The organism is Peteryoungia rhizophila, assembly GCF_004912145.1.
Taxonomy (GTDB): domain Bacteria; phylum Pseudomonadota; class Alphaproteobacteria; order Rhizobiales; family Rhizobiaceae; genus Allorhizobium; species Allorhizobium rhizophilum.
Map to the genome: position 1 here is coordinate 569,222 of NZ_STGT01000003.1, position 20,528 is coordinate 589,749.

General features: G+C 61.4%; 22 protein-coding genes and 1 tRNA gene. 6 read left to right on the top strand and 17 right to left on the bottom strand.

The window, feature by feature from the left end:
• The first annotated feature begins 84 nt into the window (after positions 1-84).
• From E9677_RS13930 to E9677_RS25200, 4 genes are all read left to right on the top strand, one after another.
• Positions 85-1,638: an undecaprenyl-phosphate glucose phosphotransferase gene (locus E9677_RS13930; protein ID WP_136558667.1), complete on the top strand. Its 1,554-nt coding sequence runs from the start codon at positions 85-87 to the stop codon at positions 1,636-1,638.
• Complete coding sequence (locus tag E9677_RS13935) at positions 1,635-2,867, top strand: O-antigen ligase family protein (RefSeq protein WP_136558668.1); 1,233 nt, start codon at positions 1,635-1,637, stop codon at positions 2,865-2,867. The genes E9677_RS13930 and E9677_RS13935 overlap by 4 nt, the downstream gene beginning before the upstream one ends.
• 98 nt (positions 2,868-2,965) lie before the next feature.
• Complete coding sequence (locus E9677_RS13940; protein ID WP_235882952.1) at positions 2,966-3,223, top strand: hypothetical protein; 258 nt, start codon at positions 2,966-2,968, stop codon at positions 3,221-3,223.
• A 77-nt stretch (positions 3,224-3,300) separates the two neighbouring features.
• On the top strand, positions 3,301-3,450 hold the full coding sequence (locus E9677_RS25200) for a hypothetical protein (RefSeq protein WP_168801209.1): 150 nt from the start codon (positions 3,301-3,303) through the stop codon (positions 3,448-3,450).
• Here E9677_RS25200 and E9677_RS13945 read toward each other — a convergent pair.
• From E9677_RS13945 to E9677_RS13985, 9 genes are all read right to left on the bottom strand, one after another.
• Positions 3,410-4,489, bottom strand: a complete 1,080-nt coding sequence (locus E9677_RS13945; RefSeq protein WP_136558670.1) for an extracellular catalytic domain type 1 short-chain-length polyhydroxyalkanoate depolymerase — start codon at positions 4,487-4,489, stop codon at positions 3,410-3,412. The genes E9677_RS25200 and E9677_RS13945 overlap by 41 nt on opposite strands.
• 204 nt (positions 4,490-4,693) lie before the next feature.
• Positions 4,694-4,770, bottom strand: a tRNA-Pro gene (locus E9677_RS13950).
• 163 nt (positions 4,771-4,933) lie between these two features.
• A complete protein-coding gene (locus E9677_RS13955; protein ID WP_136558671.1) occupies positions 4,934-5,359 on the bottom strand; it encodes a hypothetical protein in 426 nt (141 codons plus the stop codon).
• 91 nt (positions 5,360-5,450) lie between these two features.
• On the bottom strand, positions 5,451-5,984 hold the full coding sequence (locus E9677_RS13960; RefSeq protein WP_136559063.1) for a MerR family transcriptional regulator: 534 nt from the start codon (positions 5,982-5,984) through the stop codon (positions 5,451-5,453).
• Between the two features lie 125 nt (positions 5,985-6,109).
• The gene (locus E9677_RS13965; protein WP_006727522.1) at positions 6,110-6,448 is read right to left on the bottom strand and encodes an integration host factor subunit alpha; all 339 of its coding nucleotides are present in this window, start codon (positions 6,446-6,448) and stop codon (positions 6,110-6,112) included.
• 108 nt (positions 6,449-6,556) lie between these two features.
• The gene (locus E9677_RS13970) at positions 6,557-7,528 is read right to left on the bottom strand and encodes a beta-ketoacyl-ACP synthase III (protein WP_136558672.1); all 972 of its coding nucleotides are present in this window, start codon (positions 7,526-7,528) and stop codon (positions 6,557-6,559) included.
• 16 nt (positions 7,529-7,544) lie between these two features.
• On the bottom strand, positions 7,545-8,591 hold the full coding sequence (gene plsX / locus E9677_RS13975) for a phosphate acyltransferase PlsX (protein ID WP_136558673.1): 1,047 nt from the start codon (positions 8,589-8,591) through the stop codon (positions 7,545-7,547).
• 101 nt (positions 8,592-8,692) lie between these two features.
• Positions 8,693-9,253 (bottom strand): YceD family protein, encoded by a 561-nt coding sequence (locus E9677_RS13980; protein ID WP_136558674.1) that lies wholly within the window; start codon positions 9,251-9,253, stop codon positions 8,693-8,695.
• A gap of 63 nt (positions 9,254-9,316) precedes the next feature.
• Positions 9,317-9,856: a ubiquinol-cytochrome C chaperone family protein gene (locus E9677_RS13985; RefSeq protein WP_136558675.1), complete on the bottom strand. Its 540-nt coding sequence runs from the start codon at positions 9,854-9,856 to the stop codon at positions 9,317-9,319.
• A gap of 255 nt (positions 9,857-10,111) precedes the next feature.
• Here E9677_RS13985 and E9677_RS13990 point away from each other — a divergent pair, with 255 nt between their 5' ends.
• Positions 10,112-10,600, top strand: coding sequence for an outer membrane protein assembly factor BamE (locus E9677_RS13990; protein WP_408014717.1), 489 nt, complete (start codon positions 10,112-10,114; stop codon positions 10,598-10,600).
• A gap of 96 nt (positions 10,601-10,696) precedes the next feature.
• Here the strand turns inward: E9677_RS13990 and E9677_RS13995 are convergent, their stop codons facing one another.
• From E9677_RS13995 to ribH, 4 genes are all read right to left on the bottom strand, one after another.
• Positions 10,697-12,835 (bottom strand): sodium-translocating pyrophosphatase, encoded by a 2,139-nt coding sequence (locus E9677_RS13995; protein WP_136558676.1) that lies wholly within the window; start codon positions 12,833-12,835, stop codon positions 10,697-10,699.
• 154 nt (positions 12,836-12,989) lie between these two features.
• A complete protein-coding gene (locus E9677_RS14000; protein ID WP_136558677.1) occupies positions 12,990-14,216 on the bottom strand; it encodes an MFS transporter in 1,227 nt (408 codons plus the stop codon).
• 10 nt (positions 14,217-14,226) lie between these two features.
• A complete protein-coding gene (gene nusB / locus E9677_RS14005) occupies positions 14,227-14,703 on the bottom strand; it encodes a transcription antitermination factor NusB (RefSeq protein ID WP_136558678.1) in 477 nt (158 codons plus the stop codon).
• 3 nt (positions 14,704-14,706) lie between these two features.
• Complete coding sequence (ribH, locus tag E9677_RS14010; protein ID WP_136558679.1) at positions 14,707-15,165, bottom strand: 6,7-dimethyl-8-ribityllumazine synthase; 459 nt, start codon at positions 15,163-15,165, stop codon at positions 14,707-14,709.
• A 329-nt stretch (positions 15,166-15,494) separates the two neighbouring features.
• Here ribH and E9677_RS14015 point away from each other — a divergent pair, with 329 nt between their 5' ends.
• A complete protein-coding gene (locus E9677_RS14015) occupies positions 15,495-15,857 on the top strand; it encodes a hypothetical protein (RefSeq protein WP_136558680.1) in 363 nt (120 codons plus the stop codon).
• 221 nt (positions 15,858-16,078) lie between these two features.
• Here the strand turns inward: E9677_RS14015 and ribD are convergent, their stop codons facing one another.
• The 4 genes from ribD to E9677_RS14035 form a co-directional block, all read right to left on the bottom strand.
• Positions 16,079-17,167 carry a bifunctional diaminohydroxyphosphoribosylaminopyrimidine deaminase/5-amino-6-(5-phosphoribosylamino)uracil reductase RibD gene (gene ribD, locus E9677_RS14020; protein WP_235882953.1) on the bottom strand — a complete coding sequence of 363 codons (1,089 nt, stop codon included), beginning with the start codon at positions 17,165-17,167 and terminating at the stop codon, positions 16,079-16,081.
• A gap of 3 nt (positions 17,168-17,170) precedes the next feature.
• A complete protein-coding gene (gene nrdR, locus E9677_RS14025) occupies positions 17,171-17,647 on the bottom strand; it encodes a transcriptional regulator NrdR (RefSeq protein ID WP_112242592.1) in 477 nt (158 codons plus the stop codon).
• A gap of 12 nt (positions 17,648-17,659) precedes the next feature.
• Positions 17,660-18,949 (bottom strand): serine hydroxymethyltransferase, encoded by a 1,290-nt coding sequence (glyA, locus tag E9677_RS14030; RefSeq protein WP_136558681.1) that lies wholly within the window; start codon positions 18,947-18,949, stop codon positions 17,660-17,662.
• Positions 18,950-19,131: 182 nt separating this feature from the next.
• Positions 19,132-20,460: a L,D-transpeptidase family protein gene (locus E9677_RS14035; RefSeq protein WP_136558682.1), complete on the bottom strand. Its 1,329-nt coding sequence runs from the start codon at positions 20,458-20,460 to the stop codon at positions 19,132-19,134.
• Positions 20,461-20,528 lie beyond the last annotated feature (68 nt).

Genomic DNA, 20,528 nt, shown 5'->3' on the forward strand with positions numbered 1-20,528 from the left:
GACCACCCCGTTCCTGAGGGGTTCCTAAAGCGTTTCTTAGGACCTTCCGGGTAGTCTCCCCGCACACACGTGCGAGAGTGAGCCATGAACAAGGTCGACAAACCCGCGGCATTCGATCTTGACGCGCTGCGTCGCGGTCAGACGACCGCCGACACTTCACAGAATCTCGACGGCGAGGGCAATGCCGAGATCAGCGCGCTTGCCCGACAGATCGCCGGCCAGTACGCAGTGGTCAATTATTCCCCGAGTATTGTGATCGGCCAGCTGCGTTTCCTGGAATTCTTCAGTCTGCTCGGGATTGCGCTTGCGACGAATTTCTTCCTTGCCCAAAATCCGGGCGGCCATTTTCTCGACAGCGGTATCAGCGGCATCGTCGGCGCCCTGCTCGCGCTCCTCTTCATGCAGGCGAGCGACTGCTACCATGTCTCCATCCTACGGTCGCCGATGCGGTCCATGGCCCGGGTTCTCGGAAGCTGGACGGCGTCTGTCGGCCTCGTCGCGCTGACCAATCTCCTCTTCGTCACGCATGACACCAACTATCGGACCATGCTGGCCGTGCTCTTCGGAACGGGCGCCCTGTTCCTGCTCGTCGAGCGCAACCTGATCGGGCTGGCGATCCGCCGCTGGGGACGCAATGGCGTCATGGAACGCCGCGCGGTGATCGTCGGCGGCGGCAAGCCGGCCAAGGATCTCATTCGGGCACTGGAACAGCAGCCGGAAAACGACATACGCATCTGCGGGATCTTCGACGACCGCAATTCCACCCGCTCGCCCGATGTCGTCGCCGGTTACCCGAAGCTCGGGACGGTGGCCGAACTGGTGGAATTCGCGCGGCTCGCCCATATCGACATGATGATCATCGCGCTGCCGCTGAGCGCCGAAGCGAGGATCATGCAGCTCCTCAAGATGCTGTGGGTTCTGCCGGTCGACATTCGCCTCGCGGCCCATTCCAATAATCTGCGCTTCCGCCCGCGCGCCTATTCGCATGTCGGCGCGGTGCCATTGCTCGACATTCTGGACAAGCCGATCCGCGACTGGGATTCGGTTGCCAAGCGTGCCTTCGACATCTTCTTCAGCGTTCTGGCGCTGGTCCTGCTGTGGCCGGTGTTCATCGCCACTGCCATTGCCGTAAAGACGACCTCCAAGGGGCCGGTCTTCTTCGTGCAGAAGCGTCACGGCTTCAACAACGAGGTGATCAACGTCCTGAAATTCCGCTCGATGTATACGGAGATGAGCGACCCGACGGCGAAGAACGCCGTGACCAAGAACGATCCGCGCGTCACGCGCGTCGGACGCTTCATCCGCAAGACATCGATCGACGAACTGCCGCAGATCTTCAACGTGCTGCGCGGCGATCTCTCGCTCGTCGGGCCGCGTCCCCATGCCGTGCTCGGCCAGACGCGCGACAAGACCTTTGGCGAGATCGTCGAAGGCTATTTCGCCCGTCACCGGGTGAAGCCCGGCGTCACCGGCTGGGCCCAGATCAATGGCTGGCGCGGCGAGATCGACACCGACGACAAGATCAAGTTCCGCACGGCTTATGACCTCTACTACATCGAGAACTGGTCGCTCTGGTTCGACCTCAAGATCCTGTTCCTGACGCCCATCAAGCTGCTCAACACGGAAAACGCCTATTGAGCGCCGTTGACGCCCAGATCCGGCCCTTCAACCCGCAGGCCGCTGCCGTCCAGCTCATGATCTCCTGGATCATGGCCTTCGGCGTCTTCCTGTCGGGCTTCGTGATCTCGGAGCCGGCCCCTTATGAAGTGCTCATGGTCGGCCAGGTCGCCCTGTGGTTCCTGTTTGGCCTGAAGATATCCCGCGCGGTCGCGCCGCTTCTCGCGCTCCTGCTGATCTTCAATGTCGGCGGCCTGCTCGCAATCATGGTGCTGCCGACCATTCTCACCGACCAGGTGCTCTACGTCGCCGTATCGATCTTCCTGGCGCTGACCGCGGTCTTCTATGCCGCTGTCATCGAAGACAGGCCACAGAGGCTGAAGCTGATCTTCCAGGCCTGGGTGGCTGCGGCCATGATTACCGGCATGCTCGGCATTCTCGGCTATTTCCATGCCTTTCCCGGCTCGGAGATCTTCACCCGCTACGACCGTGCCATGGGTGCTTTCCAGGACCCGAACGTCTTCGGCCCCTTCCTCGTCGCGCCGATGCTCTATCTGCTGCACGGGATGCTCAAGGGCCGGCTGACGGAATCACCGCTCCGGATCCTTGGTATCCTGATCCTCTCCTTTGCCGTCTTTCTGTCCTTCTCGCGTGCCGCCTGGGGGCTCTTCCTCTTCTGCGCCATGGCCCTGGTGTTCATCATGCTGCTCAAGGAGCGCACCAATGCCTTCCGCCTGAAGATCCTGGTTCTGTCGCTGACAGCCGTCGTCCTCATGGTGATGGCTTTGGTGGTCGCCTTGCAGTTCGAGAAGGTACGTGGGCTTTTCGAGACCCGTACCCAACTCGTGCAGGAGTATGACGGCGGCCATCTCGGTCGTTTCGCCCGCCACCGGCTCGGCTTCGAAATGGCGATGGAAAAACCACTCGGCATCGGTCCGATGATGTTCGGCAAGATCTTTCCCGAAGACGAGCACAACATCTATCTGAAGTCACTGATGGCCTATGGCTGGATCGGCTTCATCTCCTACATGAGCCTGATCGTCTGGACCGTCTCCATGGGATTTCGCTACATGCTACGAGAAAGACCCTGGCAGCCCTATCTGATGATTTCCTGGATCGTGCTGATTGGACACATGCTGGTTGGCGTGGTCATCGATACGGATCACTGGCGCCATTTCTATCTCGTGCTTGGGATCGTCTGGGGCTGCGGAGCAGCCGAATGGCGATATCAGCGGGCGAAACGAGCCTGACCGGAACGGTGGGCTCGTCTCGCGCGCATTGAATTTCCTCAGAAGAGCCCCATACTAACCTAATGATCACACCCGCACAGATACGCGCGGCGCGCGCGATGCTCGACATCACCATCGACCGGCTCGGCCAGGAAAGCGGCGTACCGGTGCTTCTGATCCTTCAGATCGAGTCGTCGAAAGGATATGACGCAACCCCGCAGCACTACGCAGCGCTGAAGAGCGCGCTGGAGCACCTGGGTGTGATCTTCCTTGAGCCCGGCGAAGCGGGCCCAGGCGGCGACGGCCTGCGCCTTGTCGCACGCGCCAGCGATGACGGGATGCGCCCCGAGCAACTCACCGCCGCCAACGACGATTGAGTTTTTCCGATATAACGATGGAACAATAAGCCGGCTCCTCGCTTTTCCTGTCCGACACAACAGACAGGAGAGTTTTCATGAGCCGAAACAATGGTCTTTACCTCATCATCGGTGCACTCGTCGTCGCCGTCATCGGCCTCGGCATTTATGTCTACCAGGAAGAGCAGGAGCCCAGCGGCGTCGAGCTCAAGATTGGCCAGAACGGCGTTTCGATCGAGGAGAACTGATCGCCGTCCGTTTCGCGGTCGCCTTACGCGGCCGGATGAACATCTCGAAGAATTGCTGGGGGGCGCCGATGGCGCCCTCAAGCATGTAGGGTTGGCGCTTTTGATTGGCATGCCGGGCAATCACGGGCAGACCGTGGTCCAGACCGTCCAGAAGGCGGTATTCGACGAGTACCTTGCCGACAGCATCCCGCCAGATCAGTGAGGCGCCTTCCGCCCTCACCTCCCGAGACCCGGACGCCTCATCCAGACCGTAGAGATCGAGCCATTGCGCAAGCAGCGCCTCGGCATTCAGTGGCGACACCACTCGGTCCGCCCCGCCCTGCCAGATCGATACGGCGGGCATGGTGCTGTCTTCAGCACTGCCGACGGATCTTGCCAGATCACCCCATTCCTGGCGGCTGCGGCGACTTCCGGACTTCATCACGGACAAGGCCCCCATGGCATCGCGAGCCGCCCCGAAAGGCAGGCCGCCGACGACCTGGCCGGCGGCAAAAAGATCGGGATAGGTGACTAGCATGGCATTGCCCATTGCGCCGCCGGCGGACAGACCCTGGACGAATATCCTGTCACGGGCGATGCCGTGGCGCTCGACGCTGTGCTCGATCATCTGGCGGATCGACATCAGTTCACCCCGGTCCCGTGCGACCATGCTCGGCCGAAACCAGTTGAAACAGAGGTTGCGGTTGTTCGCCCGGGTCTGCTCCGGATAGAGCAGGACGAGGCCCTTGTCCCGCGCAAGCCGGCTCCATCCGCTGCCGCGATGATAGTCCTCCGCCGTCTGGAGGCAGCCATGCAGCACCACCACCAGGGTCTGCGGCTCGCGTCGGACAGGCGGCACATATTCCATCATGCGCAGGCGACCTGGATTGCTGCCAAAGGCATTGACCTGAACCAGGACAGAGCGGGGAGCCCGCGGTTTGGCCACCTTTGGCGCTTCGGGCAGGCGGAATTTCGGCATGGCCTTTTGGAGACTGCGACTGAGGCGCTTCTGGCTGCGCAGCATGGCGGAGAGCGGAGACATGGAAAACTTGAAGCGCATGGGGATCGCGGCTCCCTTCGAACCTTGATCCAATATAATGCTGCATTGCAGCAAGCGTAGGATAAATGGAAAGAAAAGCTGTGAAACCTGGGCAACAGCTCCTAAGCCATTCACATTGCGCAAATAAAAAGGACCGGGCATCCTTACGACACCCGGTCCTTCAAACCGTTCGACCAGATCAAGTGATTGATCCGTCGCCGAAAATGGTCGGAATGGCGGGATTCGAACCCACGACCCCTTGACCCCCAGTCAAGTGCGCTACCGGGCTGCGCTACATTCCGTCACCGGCAAATCGACTGGATCGCTCGTTCCGAAATTCTGGAAGAACTCACGTTCTGCAAAGAATGGCGGTGTCGACCGACCCGTTCGACAGCACGTTCCCTTTAGCCAGTCAGCTATTTCTGCGCAAGGGGAAACTCTGAGGCTTGGGAAAAAATGCGGGCGTCAGTTGAGCCGCTGCATCAGGGCCCGGATCTCCTCGAAGCGGCGTCGTTCTTCCGGCTCCTCACTGTTGGCGGCATAACAGGTCGAATCCATGCAGAAGCGCGTCACCTGAAGCGGCTCCGCTCCACGCTCGAACTGGCATTCGATTTCATCGGTGATGTCCTGAGGCTCCGAATCCATGCGAGTCGAATAGGTGAGACGGGCGCCAGGCGGATCGAGTTCCGGGAAGGACTGGACAACGCCGACCTTCAGGTCCTTCACCATCAACATGCTTTCGGCGACGAAGACGCAGGCATCTTCGACCGTTGAAGGCCGAGGCTCTGTCGCGCTGCTGGATGCAGCCTGCTCGCCCTGGGTATCCTGAGCATGGGCCGGGATGACGGCGAGAAGGGAAAGGATGGGGATCGATATCAGAAGACGTTTCATGGGACCTCGCGCGGGTTGCGTGTGGTGCCTGAACGCCTTTGAGCACCGCGATGTTCCACGTCGGAGGCTGGGCCACCGACAGGGCCCTCCCTCACCGTACCTGGTCGAGCAGGCGCTTGCATTCCAGCAGGTCGAAGAGCGCTTCCTGAAGCAGGGCACGGTCTTCCTTGCCGACCGAGCCCTTACCGACCGAGATCTCCGGCGCATCGTCTCCGGCATTCCCGCCGAAACCGAAGAATCTGCCACTGGCCCGAATCTTGGGACGTCCGACGACCTGATCCTCGTCGAGATTGACCTTGGGCTCGTCTCCCTTGGAAGCACTGGCGGCGACGAGCGCTTCCATCGTCGCGACATCACCTGTGGCGACTGCCATGACAAACTTGTTGCCATTGGTCTTCAGCAGCTTCTGCACGCCCTTGATCGTGTAGCCCTGATCATAGAGCAGGTGGCGAATGCCCTTCAAAAGCTCGATATCATCAGGTCTATAGTAGCGTCGCCCCCCGCCGCGCTTGAGAGGCTTGATCTGCGGGAAGCGCGTTTCCCAGAAGCGCAGGACGTGCTGTGGCAGATCGAGATCATCCGCCACCTCGCTGATGGTGCGGAAAGCATCCGGGCTCTTGTCCAACTGCATCGCAACGCTCCTCGATCGTCACGCGGGCGCGCGACTCGGCTCATATTTCAACGGTTTGAGGATAGTTTTTCAAGCACTCGGTGACCGGAGGGCAAATGCTCCACCGGTTTTGGCCGATATCAGGCCGCGGGGTTCGCCGGCTTCTGCTTGGCCTTGCGGGCAATATGGGCGCGCAGGATGCGCTGTTTCAGGACGTTGGACGCCTTGAAGGTCATGACACGACGCGGAGAAATCGGCACTTCCTCGCCCGTCTTCGGGTTTCGGCCAATGCGCTCGTTCTTGCTGCGAACCTGGAAGGTAGCAAAAGACGACAATTTCACGGATTCGCCGCGTACGATGGCGTTGCAGATCTCGTCGATCACGGTCTCGACCAGTTCGGCAGATTCCGTTCTGGAAAGACCGACCTTGCGAAAAACTGATTCTGCCAGATCCGCACGCGTCACTGTCTTCCCGGCCATTGTTCTCGCCCGCCTAAATCAATGATCTTGTTGAATTGGGCAAAGACTATTGCCCTTGGCCGCGACGGTCAAGTGCTTGTCGGTGCGCAATTTTTAGGGTTTCAAATGCTACCAGCGCAGCAGGACCGCACCCCAGGTGAAGCCGCCGCCCATGGCTTCGAGCATGACGAGGTCGCCCTGCTTGATGCGACCGTCTCCGGCAGCGGTGGCGAGCGCTAGCGGAATGGACGCTGCGGACGTGTTGCCATGCTTGTCGACGGTGATCACCACCTTCTCGTCCGGGATGCCGAGTTTCTTCGCAGACGCATCGATGATGCGCTTGTTGGCCTGGTGAGGAACAAGCCAGTCGACATCGTCCGCCGTCGTGCCGGTCGCGTTGAAGGCTCCCTCGATCACGTCGGTGATCATGCCCACGGCATGCTTGAAGACCTCGCGGCCTTCCATGCGCAAGTGACCGACCGTACCCGTGGTGGAGGGGCCACCATCGACATAGAGCTTCTCGCGATGCACGCCGTCGGAGCGCAGATTGGACGTCAGCACGCCACGGTCGGCAATGGTGCCCTCGCCTTCCTGGCCTTCCAGAATGATTGCGCCAGCGCCATCACCGAAGAGAACGCAAGTGGTGCGGTCGGTCCAGTCGAGAATGCGGGAGAAGGTTTCCGCGCCGATGACGATCACGCGCTTCGCCATGCCGCCACGGATGTAGAGATCGGCAGTCGCCACGGCGTATACGAAGCCGGAGCAGACGGCCTGCACATCGAAGCCGAAGCCGTGATGCATGCCGAGGCGGTTCTGAATGTTCACCGCCGTTGCCGGAAAGGTGTTGTCCGGCGTGGAGGTCGCACAGATGATGAGATCTATATCGGCGATGGTCAGACCGGCACGGTCAAGCGCCTCCTGGGCAGCGGCGGCGCCGAGCGAGGCGGTCGTTTCGCCTTCACCGGCGATGTAGCGCTGCTTGATGCCGGTACGCTGGACGATCCACTCGTCCGACGTCTCGACCAGGGTTTCGAGATCGCGATTGGTCATCACCCGTTTCGGGAGCGAAGCTCCGAAACCGCGAACTACAGAACGGATCATGGATGTTTCCTACCTTTCACGCTGCTTCGGGGCCGGCCGGAGACGGGTGCCGCGCGTGATATTTTTTCAAGTCGTTTTCGATCTTCTGCGTGAGACCGTTTCGGGCCATGTCATAGCCCACGTCCAGCGCCGCCGCAAAGCCTTCGGCGTCTGTGCCGCCATGGCTCTTGATGACGATGCCATTCAGGCCGAGGAAGACCCCGCCATTGACCTTGCGCGGATCCATCTTCTCGCGCAGGCGGTCGAAGGCGCCCTTGGCGAGGATGTAGCCGAGCTTCGCCATCCAGGTACGCGACATCGCAGCACGCAGATATTCGGCGATCTGCTTTGCCGTGCCCTCGGCAGTCTTCAAGGCAATATTGCCGGTGAAGCCTTCGGTCACCACGACATCGACGGTACCCTTGCCGAGGTCGTCACCTTCGACGAAACCGTAATAGTCGATCGTATCGAGACCCGCTTCGCGGATCAGGCGTCCAGCTTCCTTGACCTCTTCCTGCCCCTTGATCTCTTCCACGCCGACATTGAGCAGGCCGACGGTCGGCTTTTCGATTTCGAACAGGGCGCGTGCCATGGCACCACCCATAACGGCGAAATCGAGCAATTGCTGGGCATCGGCACCGATACCGGCACCGACATCGAGCACGATGCTCTCGCCAGACAGCGTTGGCCAGATCGCGGCGATGGCCGGACGTTCGATGGTCGCCATGGTGCGCAGGCAGAACTTGGCCATGGCCATCAGCGCGCCGGTATTGCCGGCAGAAACGGCAACATCCGCCTGACCCATCTTCACGGCCTCGATGGAGCGCCACATGCTGGAGACATAGCGGCCACGGCGCAGCGCCTGGCTCGGCTTTTCGTCCATGGTGACGGAAATTTCGCAGTGATGGAAAGTCGACTTTTCCTTGAGCTTCGGAAACTGTGCAAGGATCGGCAGGCAGCGTTCCTGCTGGCCGTAGAGGAGGAAGGTCGCATCGGGATGACGCTCGAGCGCCTTGGCGGCTCCAGGGATGACCACTTCGGGACCGAAGTCGCCCCCCATGACGTCGACAGAAATTCTGATCACTTAGACCTGACCCTTCTTCATCGCTGGCCAGCGATATTTTCGGCCAAAATACCGCTTTTCCTTCGGCACACAACCCACCCGCAGGTGCAGATGGGGGATGATCAATCCTTTTTCCAGTCCTTCAGGACCGCAAACGGCGACGGCTTCTTTTCCTCTTCGGCCTTGCTCTCGATGTGCCCGGAGAAGGCCACGCCCTCCTTCTTCGGGTAGGGATCGATGTCGAGGGCGGCGAATTCTGCGACCAATGCGCCGGCGTCGATCGTATCGCCGGTGAACTGTTCGGGAAGGTCGGGACCCTCGGGATCGAGAACCATCTCACCGGCACCGTCGAGCACGATGCGGGCGAGCTTGGAGCCCTCAGGCACGAAGATCTGGTCGATTTCCTGGTCGATATGCGAAATGACCGGCTCCAGCGTCACGACGCAGGCCTGCACCAATTCACCGGACACACGCCCCGTGATCCGGACGCCGTCCTTTTTCCAGCGAGCGATCTGCAGATCCGCAGAGAGCTTGTTGACGGCTTCCACCCGCCAGAGGTCGGCAAGGCCCGCGCGCTCACGCTCGTCGGCCTCCACACGCACCCGCACTGGATTGGCCGAGATGTGGCCGACCTTCACCAGATAGCGGAACTCGCGCGGGTCGTTCGTATTGCTGCTTGTCATGTTCCTTGTCCTCGTTCTGCCGTCCGGCCCGAAGCGTCCGCACCCGAAGGCGCAGGACGCCGTTCAGGCGCCGGGGACGGCGATGCGGGCCATGCCCGTCTCTATCTCGTTCTCATCCAGGGTCGCCAGCGCCTGCTCGGCATCGAACATCCAGTCGGCGAGCGTCAGCATGGACGGCGCCGTCTCTCCCTCTTCAGGATGGATGTTGCGCTTGAGTGCGGCTTCGAGCGCCTCTCGGTCGTTGCGATCCAGCGCGCCGGCATAGGATTCCAGACGGCCGTAATACATGCCGGCGAGCTTCTTCATGCGCTTGGGCACGCCCGGGTCGCCGACGCCCAGTTCGCGGATCGAATGATCGACGTCCTCGAAGAAGGCATCGATGATGTTCTGGGCGATCTCCTGGCCACTGCGGGGGGATTTTGCCGTGCGACGGAAATAAAGAATAAGCATGACCGTCAGCATCTCGAACCGACCGATCACAGTGTCCGGAACATGCATGTCGAGATAGAAGGCAGGTGTGCGAGCGGCCGCCGTCAGCGCACCATATTGGCGCTCGACGATCACCTGATTGTTTCTTTTCTGCCTGAAAAAGCCGAATACCATCCAATATCACCAAAAAGAGCCGACCGAAGTGGTGAGCCCGGACGTGGTCGTGTTGCATGATTGCGAAAGCTGGTTTACCGAAGCAGGCGTGAATTGCAATGCCGAACTCCGGCCCGGATGCCGCATCTCGTGGCAGAATGACCGAGAAAACGGCAGCGCCTTCATTGCGGCAGCTTTCCCCGGAAAGGCCACAATGCTATGCGCAGAAGCGATCCGGCATTTAAAGTGCCATCGACAGTCATGGGAGACGTTTGCGTGGACATTCGGATATTCAAGTCGGACAGGAAGCTCCTGAGCGCGACCGCACTTGCTGTTGCCGTCACACTCGGCCTTTCCGCCTGCCAGACCTCCGAGGTCTTCCACAACGGCTATGTTGTCGACCAGGCGGCGCTCGATCTGGTTCCTGTCGGCTCGAGCCGCGAACAGGTTCTGCTGTCGCTGGGCACGCCGTCGACCACGGCGACCTTCGACGGTGAGGTGTTCTACTACATCTCCCAGAAGCGCACCCGGACCGTCGCTTTCATGAAGCAGCGCCTCGTCGACCAGCAGATCCTCGCGATCTACTTCGACAAGGACGGCGTCGTGGCGCAGCGCGCCAATTACACCCTGCAGGACGGCAAGGTGTTCGACACGATTTCCCGGACGACCCCGACCGGCGGTCGCGACCTCACCTTCCTGCAGCAGCTGCTCGCTGGCGGCGGTGGTGCGGCCAACAGCGTTCGCAACATTCTCGGCGGCCAGTAAGGCCGCCTCCGCCCGGAGACGGTATCGTCCACCGGGTTCCAGACATGAGAAGACCGCGGAAGTCGCCTTCCGCGGTCTTTCTTTTTGTTTGCAGTCTCAGCCAGCCAGGACGGCGAGCAGCAGGAGCGCCACGATGTTGGTGATCTTGATCGCGGGGTTCACAGCAGGTCCCGCCGTATCCTTGTAAGGATCGCCGACGGTGTCACCGGTGACGGAGGCCTTGTGGGCGTCCGAACCCTTCAGATGCTTGACGCCGTCCTTGTCGATGAAGCCATCCTCGAAGCTCTTCTTGGCATTGTCCCATGCGCCACCGCCTGATGTCATCGAGATCGCGACGAAGAGGCCGTTGACGATGACACCGAGCAGAGATGCACCGAGGGCCGCAAAGGCTGACGCCTTGGAGCCGGAGATCAGGAGCACGCCGAAATAGACGACGAGCGGAGCCAGAACCGGCAGCAGCGAGGGGATGATCATTTCCTTGATCGCGGCGCGGGTCAGGATGTCCACGGCCCGGCCGTAATCAGGCTTTTCGGTCCCCTGCATGATGCCCGGCTTTTCGCGGAACTGCCGACGCACTTCCTCGACGATGGAACCGGCCGCACGGCCGACGGCCGTCATGGCGATGCCGCCGAAGAGGTAGGGGATCAGGCCACCGAAGATCAAACCGGCGACGACGTAGGGGTTGGAAAGATCGAAGGAGATCGGCCCCATGTCGGCGAAGTAAGGATATTGGGCACTGTTCGCCGCGAAGTAGGCCAGGTCGTTCGAATAGGCAGCGAACAGAACGAGGGCGCCGAGACCGGCAGATCCGATCGCATAGCCCTTGGTGACTGCCTTGGTGGTGTTGCCGACGGCGTCGAGCGCATCTGTGGACTTGCGCACTTCCGGCGGCAGGTGGGCCATTTCGGCGATGCCACCGGCATTGTCCGTGACTGGACCGAAGGCGTCGAGGGCGACGATCATGCCGGCCAAGCCGAGCATGGTGGTGACGGCGATCGCCGTACCGAAGAGGCCGGCGAGCTGGTAGGTCGAGATGATGCCGCCGACGATGACGATGGCCGGAAGGGCCGTCGATTCCAGCGAGACGGCAAGGCCCTGGATGACGTTGGTGCCGTGACCGGTCACCGAGGCCTGGGCGATCGAGTTGACCGGGCGCTTGTTGGTGCCTGTGTAGTATTCGGTGATCACGACGATCAGGGCCGTCACGACAAGACCGAGAATACCGCAGAGGAACAGGTTCATCCCGGTGATGTCCATTCCAGCCACGGTGCCGATCGAGCCCCAGCCGATGGTGAGCGAGGTTGCCAGCGCGAGACCGCCGACCGACAGGAGGCCGGTCACGATGAGACCCTTGTAGAGCGCCCCCATGATCGAGCCGCTGGTGCCGAGCTTGACGAAGAATGTGCCGATGATCGAGGTAATGATGCAGGCGCCGCAGATCGCGAGCGGATAGATCATGGTGATGTCGAGCACGGCCGAGCCGGCGAAGAAAATCGCGGCCAGAACCATGGTGGCGACAACCGAGACGGCATAAGTCTCGAAGAGGTCGGCTGCCATGCCGGCGCAGTCGCCCACGTTGTCGCCGACATTGTCGGCGATGGTGGCCGGGTTGCGCGGATCGTCTTCCGGGATACCGGCTTCCACCTTGCCGACGAGGTCCCCACCGACGTCGGCGCCCTTGGTGAAGATGCCGCCACCGAGACGGGCGAAGATCGAGATCAGCGAGGCGCCGAAGCCGAGCGCCACGAGCGCGTCGATGACGTCGCGCGAGCCGCTTTCATGACCGAGGATCGCGGTCAGGATGTAGAAGTAGATGGAGACGCCGAGAAGCGCGAGGCCCGCGACCAGCATGCCGGTGATGGCACCGGACTTGAAGGCGATATCGAGGCCTGCAGCGAGGCTGTGGGAGGCCGCCTGGGCCGTGCGCACGTTGGCGCGGACCGAGACATGCATGCCGATGAAGCCTGCTGCACCCGAGAGCACTGCACCGATCAGGAAGCCGATCGCGGCCGTGCCGGAGAGAAGAAACCATGTGGCGACGAAAACGACGGCGCCGACGATCGCGATGGTCAGATATTGCCGAGTGAGGTAAGCCTGCGCACCCTCGCGAATATAACCTGCAATTTCCTGCATTCGGGCATTGCCCTGGTCCGCTGCGAGGACCGAGCGCGTCGCCCAGACCGCGTAGACCACGGACAGAAGCCCGCATAATATTACGCCTAGAAGAACCGTCATTCGCAATACCCTCCCGTATTGCCCGCGCCTCACTCATCGCGGGCCGTGACTCGCAGACTCAGGCCCCCTCCTCTGAGACCTCGTCAACGCGAGGCGAGATTGCGTCGCGCTTTTCACGGCGTCAAGTACGGATATTTCGCGGTGTAGAGGGAACTTAGGCGGTTTTTCGGGCGGCTGCGCGGAGCTGGAGAAGGACGAGGATCAGGCAGAGGATCGTCACCGGCCAGATGACCAGGTTCATCACGGACCAACCGAAGGCGGTGAAGATCTTGCCGGAAGAAAAGGACGACAACGCCACAGTCGAAAACAGGAGGATGTCGTGGAAGCCCTGCACCTTGTCGGCCTCAGCCGGGCGGTAGCTCGACGCAACGATCGCGGTCGCACCGATGAATCCGAAATTCCAGCCGATGCCGAGCAGCACGAGCGCACCCCAGAAATTCCAGAGCGCAATGCCCCAATGGGCAACCACCGCGCAGGACATCAGGATCAGCAGGCCGGCGGCGACGACCTTCTCGGCGCCGAAGCGCGTGATCAGAACGCCGGTGAAGAAGCTCGGCGCGAACATGGCGATGACGTGCCACTGGATGCCGAGGGTCGCGAGTTCCGAGGAAAAGCCGCAGCCGATGACCATGGCGAGCGGGGCACCCGTCATCATGAAGGTCATGAGGGCGTAGGAGCTGATGCCGCAGATCATGCCGGTCATGAAGCGCTGGGTCATGACGATTTCACTGAGAGGCCTCGTCGGCCCGGTGGCTTCCGCCTTCTTGTCGGCCATGGTCGGCAGTTTCAGGAAGAAGAGGACGGCGATTGCGCAGAGAAGCAGCGGCACCATGCCGAGAAAGGCGCCGGCAAAGGTGACGGGTGCCAGTGCGTCTTTCAGCCAGATCGCGATCTGGGGCCCGACGATCGCCGAGATGATGCCGGCGGCGAGGATCCAGGAGATGGCCTTGCCCTTGTAGAAACTCGGTGAAGCATCGGCGGCGGCAAAGCGGATCTTTTGGGTGAAGCCGCCGGATATGCCCATCAGCATCAGCGAGAAGGCGAAAAGCCAGAAGTTGGACTGGATGAGGGCGAAGGCGGCAAGCGCGCTACCGAGGGCGCCCATGAGCGCGCCGACCATGAAGCTTTCGCGGCGGCCGAGAACCCGTGAGGCCGCAGCCACGACGATAGCGCCCACGGCTACGCCGACGTTGAAGCCGGTCAGAGGCGCCGTCGCGAGCGACTTGTCGGCACCGAGCATCTGAAAGCCGGCAAGGCCGCCGACGGCAAAGGCGAGAGGCGGCGCGGAGCCCAGGATCGCCTGGGCAACCGCGAGCAGACCGACGTTGCGCCGGGCGGTCGTGAGTTGTCCGTCCAGCCCTGCCCCAGTCGTCCCGTCCATCTGCCTATTCCTATTTTTGCGCCGGGGCGCGAACCTGCTTTGCAATACGGTCGAGAACGGCGTTCACCAGCTTCGGTTCGTCATCGGGGAAGAAGGCCTGCGCGATCTCGACATATTCCGTTACGATGACGGCGATGGGCACATCCTTGCGCTCGATCAATTCGAAGGTGCCGGCGCGCAGAATTGCGCGCACCGTGCTGTCCATGCGCGACAGCGACCAGTCGTCCTGGAGCGCACCGCGGATCATCGGGTCGATCTTTGCCTGGTCGCGCACGACGCCAGCCACGATCGAGCGGAACCACGAGGCATCCGCCTTCAGATAGGTTTCGCCATCGACTTCCTGGCCGAGACGATGCGCTTCGTATTCGGCCACGACTTCGAGCACACCTGACCCGGCGATATCCATCTGATACAGAGCCTGCACAGCGCCGAGGCGGGCTGCGCCACGCTGGTTTGCCGGCTTCACCTGCTTGTCTTCGCCCGTCATCACTCAGCCACCCAGTTTCTGCTTTAGTTCGATCATGGTCAGCGCAGCGCGGGCTGCAAAGCCGCCCTTGTCCTTGTCGCTGCGCTTGACACGCGCCCAGGCCTGCTCGTCGTTCTCGACGGTCATGATGCCGTTGCCGATGGCGAGCGATTCCGAGACGGCGAGGTCCATCAGCGCACGCGAGGATTCGTTGGCGACGATGTCGAAGTGATAGGTCTCGCCGCGAATGACCATGCCGAGTGCGACGAAGCCGTCGTAGTGAGTGCCTTCATCGTCCATTGCATCGAGCGCCATGGCGATTGCCGGCGGAATTTCGAGTGCGCCGGGAACGGTGATGAGGTCGAAGGTCGCGCCAGCCTCTTCGAGTGCGTGCTTGGCACCGTCCAGAAGGGCGTCAGACATGTCGTCGTAGAAGCGTGCCTCGACGATCAGCAAATGCGGCGAAGCCGTCTTGTTTCCCATGGGTCTGATCCGATCTTGAAATTTGATTGCGGCCGCTGGCCGAACAGAAACGCGGTCAAACCACGCCATATCATGGAAGGCAAGTGTTTTTGCGTCACGGCGGGGATGCACCGGGCGGGCGCCTCGGCACAGCTCAGACACAGGGCTCGACGGGCCATTGTTCCATCCTCGCTAATATTGACGGAAATCGGGCTACTCACGTGACAAATGTTTAATGAAAATCAGCCTCTTACGGTCTGGATGCTGCCACAAATCGATCCCACGTTCAGTCTTGCAAGCGAGCGACGGAATCCCCCGCCATCGCAAACATCCTCGAAAGGACTAGGACCATGAATCGCTTTGCATCCATCCTCAGCGCCACCGCACTCTCCGCTGTCGCCTTCGGTGCCGAAAGCTATGCCGCCATGCCGGCCGCTGGCGGCATGCCCGACAGCAAGATCGAAAGCACGATCCAGACAATGTCTCCCAAGGACTTCAATGTCGTGCGAATGGATTCGCTGAAAACCCATGACGCGGCCAATGAACGCTTCGGTAGCCTTGCTCCCACCTCCCAGGAAGCACGGCTGGTCCAGGCCTCTGTCATCGCAAATCGCCCACTCGCCCAAAAGCTGGAAGCCCAACATGTCGAGCTGACGAATATCGTCGGCGCCGAACAGGCCGCGGATGGCGGCGTCACCTTCTACGTCCGCTGACGTTCAACTCTCCTCCCTGTCCCCACCTGCCCCGCGTCATTGGCGCGGGGCTTTTTGCTTGGGAACAATCAGACGCGATGATCCGTTTCTGAGCCACAGGGCGCGGAGGACCGGGCCCTACCAGACCACAGGCAACAGGAGGTCCCCATGGGTCGCGGCATTCTTCTCTGGCTTCTCGGTATCCCGATTCCGCTGATCATTCTGATCATGCTTTTCTGGGGTTAAATCCAGGCGGAGGCCGGCAGGCGATCGTAGATCTGCAGCCGGTCCTGCCCCAGAGTTCGCTCTTCGATGAGGGCGAACCCAGGCGGCATTTGTGAAACGGTGATGGGCGAGGATATTCCGCCCTCCCCCACGACGATCTCACCGGAGTAAAGGTGGATCCGATCGACAAGGCCTCGCGACAGCAGATCTGTCGCCACCCGCGCGCCGCCCTCGACCATCAGCGAAGAAATCCCGCGCCGCGCGAGCATGGACAAGAGTTCTTCGACACCCTCAAGCTCGACAATTTCTACGCCTGTTTCTGCCAGTGCTGCACGGTTCCCTTTGCTTCCGTGCGATACGGCGACGAGCACGGGCACGGCGCCCGCAGTGCGTGCGAGCTTGGAGGTTGCCGGCAACTCCGCCCTGCGGTCGAGCACGACGCGCAAGGGTGACGCCTCTTCCAGCCCCGGCAGCCTCACCGTCAATTCAGGATCATCCGCCAGTGCCGTACCGATGCCGACGAGGATCGCATCACTGGATGCCCGCAGCAGATGGACTTCCTTCCATGCCTCTGGACCAGTGATCGCCACCTGCCCGGCGCCCTTGCGTCCCAGCATGCCGTCGGCGGAAACAGCAAGTTTCAGGGTAACTTGCGGGCGTCCCTTCGTCTGGCGCGTGAGGTAGCCGGACATGGCACGCCGCGCATCCTTCTGCAGGACGCCGATCGTCACCTCGATGTCGGCATCGGCGAGCATCTTGAGCCCCTGCCCCGAGACCCGTGGATCCGGATCCGCCACGGCGACGACGACGCGGGAAATGCCGGCGGCAATGATGGTATTGGCACAGGGTGGTGTCTTGCCGTGATGCGAACAGGGTTCGAGGGTGACATAGGCAGTCGCTCCCCTGGCCTTGTCTCCGGCTTCGGCCAGCGCCTGTGGCTCGGCATGCGGGCGACCGCCCAGTGCCGTCACGCCCCGTCCGACGACCTGGCCGTCTTTCACGATCACGCAGCCAACTGAGGGATTGGGGCCGGTCCGGCCGACATGGATCTGGGAAAGCCCGATGGCCTCCCGCATGAAGCTCTCGTCCCGGGCAGTGATAGACACGCCTCAGTCCGCGGTGCTGTCGCGGGAGATCTTCGCGTTGATCTCAGCGATGACGTTTTCGAAGTCCTCGGCATGGGAGAAGTCCCGATAGACCGAGGCGTAGCGGACGAACGCCACGTCATCGAGGGTCTTCAGGGCTTCGAGAACCTGCAGGCCGATTTCTTCGGATGAGATTTCGGTTTCACCGGAGCTTTCCAGACGGCGGACGATGCCAGACACAGCGCGTTCGATGCGGTCGGGATCGACCGGGCGCTTGCGCAGTGCGATCTGGAAGGACCGCACCAGCTTGTCTCGGGCGAAAGGCGCCTTGCGGCCGGTCTTTTTCAAGACCATCAGTTCGCGCAACTGCACCCGTTCGAAGGTGGTGAAGCGCCCCCCGCAATCCGGACAGATGCGCCGCCGGCGGATGGAGGTATTGTCCTCCGCCGGTCGCGAATCCTTGACCTGAGTCTCGTCCGATCCACAAAAGGGGCAGCGCATCAGCGTCCAGCCTTACATGTAGGGGTACATCGGGAAACGGTCGGTGAGAGCCACGACCTTCTCGCGAACGGCACCTTCGACGGCGGCATTGCCTTCATCCGAGTTGGCGACCTTCAGGCCATCGAGAACCTCGACGATCAGATTGCCGATTTCAGTGAATTCCGCTTCCTTGAAGCCACGGGTCGTGCCGGCAGGCGTGCCGAGACGGATGCCTGAAGTGACGAAGGGCTTTTCCGGGTCGAAGGGAATGCCGTTCTTGTTGCAGGTGATGAAGGCGCGGCCGAGGCCGGCTTCCGCACGCTTGCCGGTAGCGTTCTTCTTGCGAAGGTCGACCAGCATCAGGTGGTTATCGGTACCGCCCGAGACGATGTCGAGATTGTGCTTGATCAGCGTGTCGGCCAGAACCTTGGCGTTCTTCACGACCTGGGCAGCGTAATCCTTGAATTCCGGCTTCAGCGCTTCACCGAAGGCCACGGCCTTGGCGGCGATGACATGCATCAGCGGGCCACCCTGGAGGCCCGGGAAGACGGCCGAGTTGAACTTCTTCGCCAGATCCTCGTCGTTGGTAAGGATCATGCCACCGCGCGGGCCACGGAGCGACTTGTGGGTCGTCGAGGTCGCGACATGGCAATGCGGGAACGGCGACGGGTGCTGATCACCGGCAACGAGGCCGGCGATGTGGGCCATGTCGACCATCAGGTAGGCGCCAACGGAGTCAGCGATCTCGCGGAAGCGTTTCCAGTCCCATGTGCGGGAATAGGCGGTGCCGCCGGCGATGATCAGCTTCGGCTTGTGCTGCTCTGCCTTGCGGGCCACATCTTCCATGTCGAGCTGGTGGTCGTCTTCACGCACGCCATAGGAGACGACGTTGAACCACTTGCCGGACATGTTGACCGGAGAACCGTGGGTCAGGTGACCACCGGAGTTCAGGTCGAGGCCCATGAAGGTGTCGCCCGGCTGCAGGAGCGCGAGGAAGACTGCCTGGTTCATTTGGCTACCGGAGTTCGGCTGAACGTTGGCGAAGTTGACGCCGAAGAGCTTCTTGGCGCGCTCGATCGCGAGTTCTTCCGCGATATCGACGAACTGGCAGCCGCCGTAATAGCGCTTGCCCGGATAGCCCTCGGCATACTTGTTGGTCATGATCGAGCCCTGGGCTTCGAGCACGGCGCGGGAGACGATGTTTTCAGAGGCGATCAGCTCGATCTCATGGCGCTGGCGACCGAGTTCCTTCTCGATCGCACCGAAAATATCCGGGTCCGTATCGGCGAGAGAACGAGAAAAGAAGGCATCGTTGTTCGACATGATCGCAGGCTCCTCAAAAGCGTTTGATGCTGTGGGGTCTTAACGTTCCGCAGTCACGAGAGCAATACGGAGAGCGACATTTGCGGATCAATTGACGCTTCATGTCGAAACGCCGCAGCCCCCGAAAAAGAAAAGCCGCGCACGAGGCGCGGCTTGGGATCGGTCGAGTACGGCGAAGGCACTTATTGAAGTGGGACGAAGTCCTCTTCCACCGAACCGGCGAACTGTTCGACGCCGATGTTGGCCTGGAGCGCCAACTGAGCGTCGCCGTCCTTCTGGTAGATATCGTCGCGGAACTGGACGATGTTGTCGTTGGTCGACCAGGCGGTGATGTAGACGATGTAGACAGGCACTTCCGCGGCCAGCTTGATCGGGTTGTTCTGGCGGGTCGTGATGACGCGCTCGATCTCCTGGCGCTGCCAGCCCTCGGTGTCACGCAGGAGCCAGGTGATCAGGTCACGCACGTTCTGCACACGGATGCAGCCCGAGGATTCAAAGCGCATCAGCTTGTTGAACAGGCCCTGCTGGGGCGTGTCATGCATGTATTCGTTATGCGGATTGTGGAAGTTGATCTTCGTTGACGCCATGGCGTTGATCTTGCCCGGGTCCTGACGGAACATCAGGTTCGGGGCCTTCTCGGCGTTCCAGTCGACGGTTTCCGGCGCCACTTCATTGCCGTTGCCATCGAACAGTCGGATGCTGTTGCGCGTCAGATAGGTCGAATCCTTCCGCATCAGCGGCACGATATCCTTTTCGATGATCGAGCGCGGCGCGGTCCAGTAAGGGTTGAGGATGACCTCATAGATCTTGGAATTGATCATGTGGGTCGGACGGTCGATACGCCCAACGACAGCGGTGTTGCGCAGCGCCACACGGTCGTTCTCCACGGCTTCCACCGAAGCGCCCGGCACATTGACCGTGACGTAACGGGGACCGAGATCGCCCGACATGGACTGAAGGCGGACGAGATTGGTGTTCAGCTGGTTCAGGCGCACGTCGGCACCGACATTGAGCGCCTTGACGGTGAACTCGCCGAGCACGCCGTCTTCCGGCAGGCCGTGACGTGCCTGGAAGCGCTTGACCGCAGCATCGACGTAGGAATCGTAGGAATCGGAAAGCCCGGCTTCCCGCGGAAGGTCACCCGCGATCATCAGACGCTGGCGCAGACTCTGGACCGACGGATCCATGGCGCCGATGCGCAGCGCGCCCGGTGCGTTGACTGTCGGCCAGCCGCCATTGGCCACGATCGTCTGGTACTGACCGATGGCCTGCTGCATGTAGGCGAGATTGTTCGGGCTCAGCATGGAGCTGTTGGACGAGACGGCTGCAGCCGTTCGCGAAGCCTGGGCGTCGAACTGGTCGTCCCAGTTGCCACGACGCGGTGCATTGATCAGATCGTCGATCGCGTCCTGCGCCACGGCCTGGCCGGCGAATGCCGCGGCACCGGCGGCTGCCGCACCGCGGAGGAGCGATCGGCGCGAGAGAGCAACAATACCAGACTTATTGGACATATTTTCTACCGTTTCATCCTGAACCTGAACCAAACGCATAACGCGCCATGGTTAACAAAGCGCCGCCA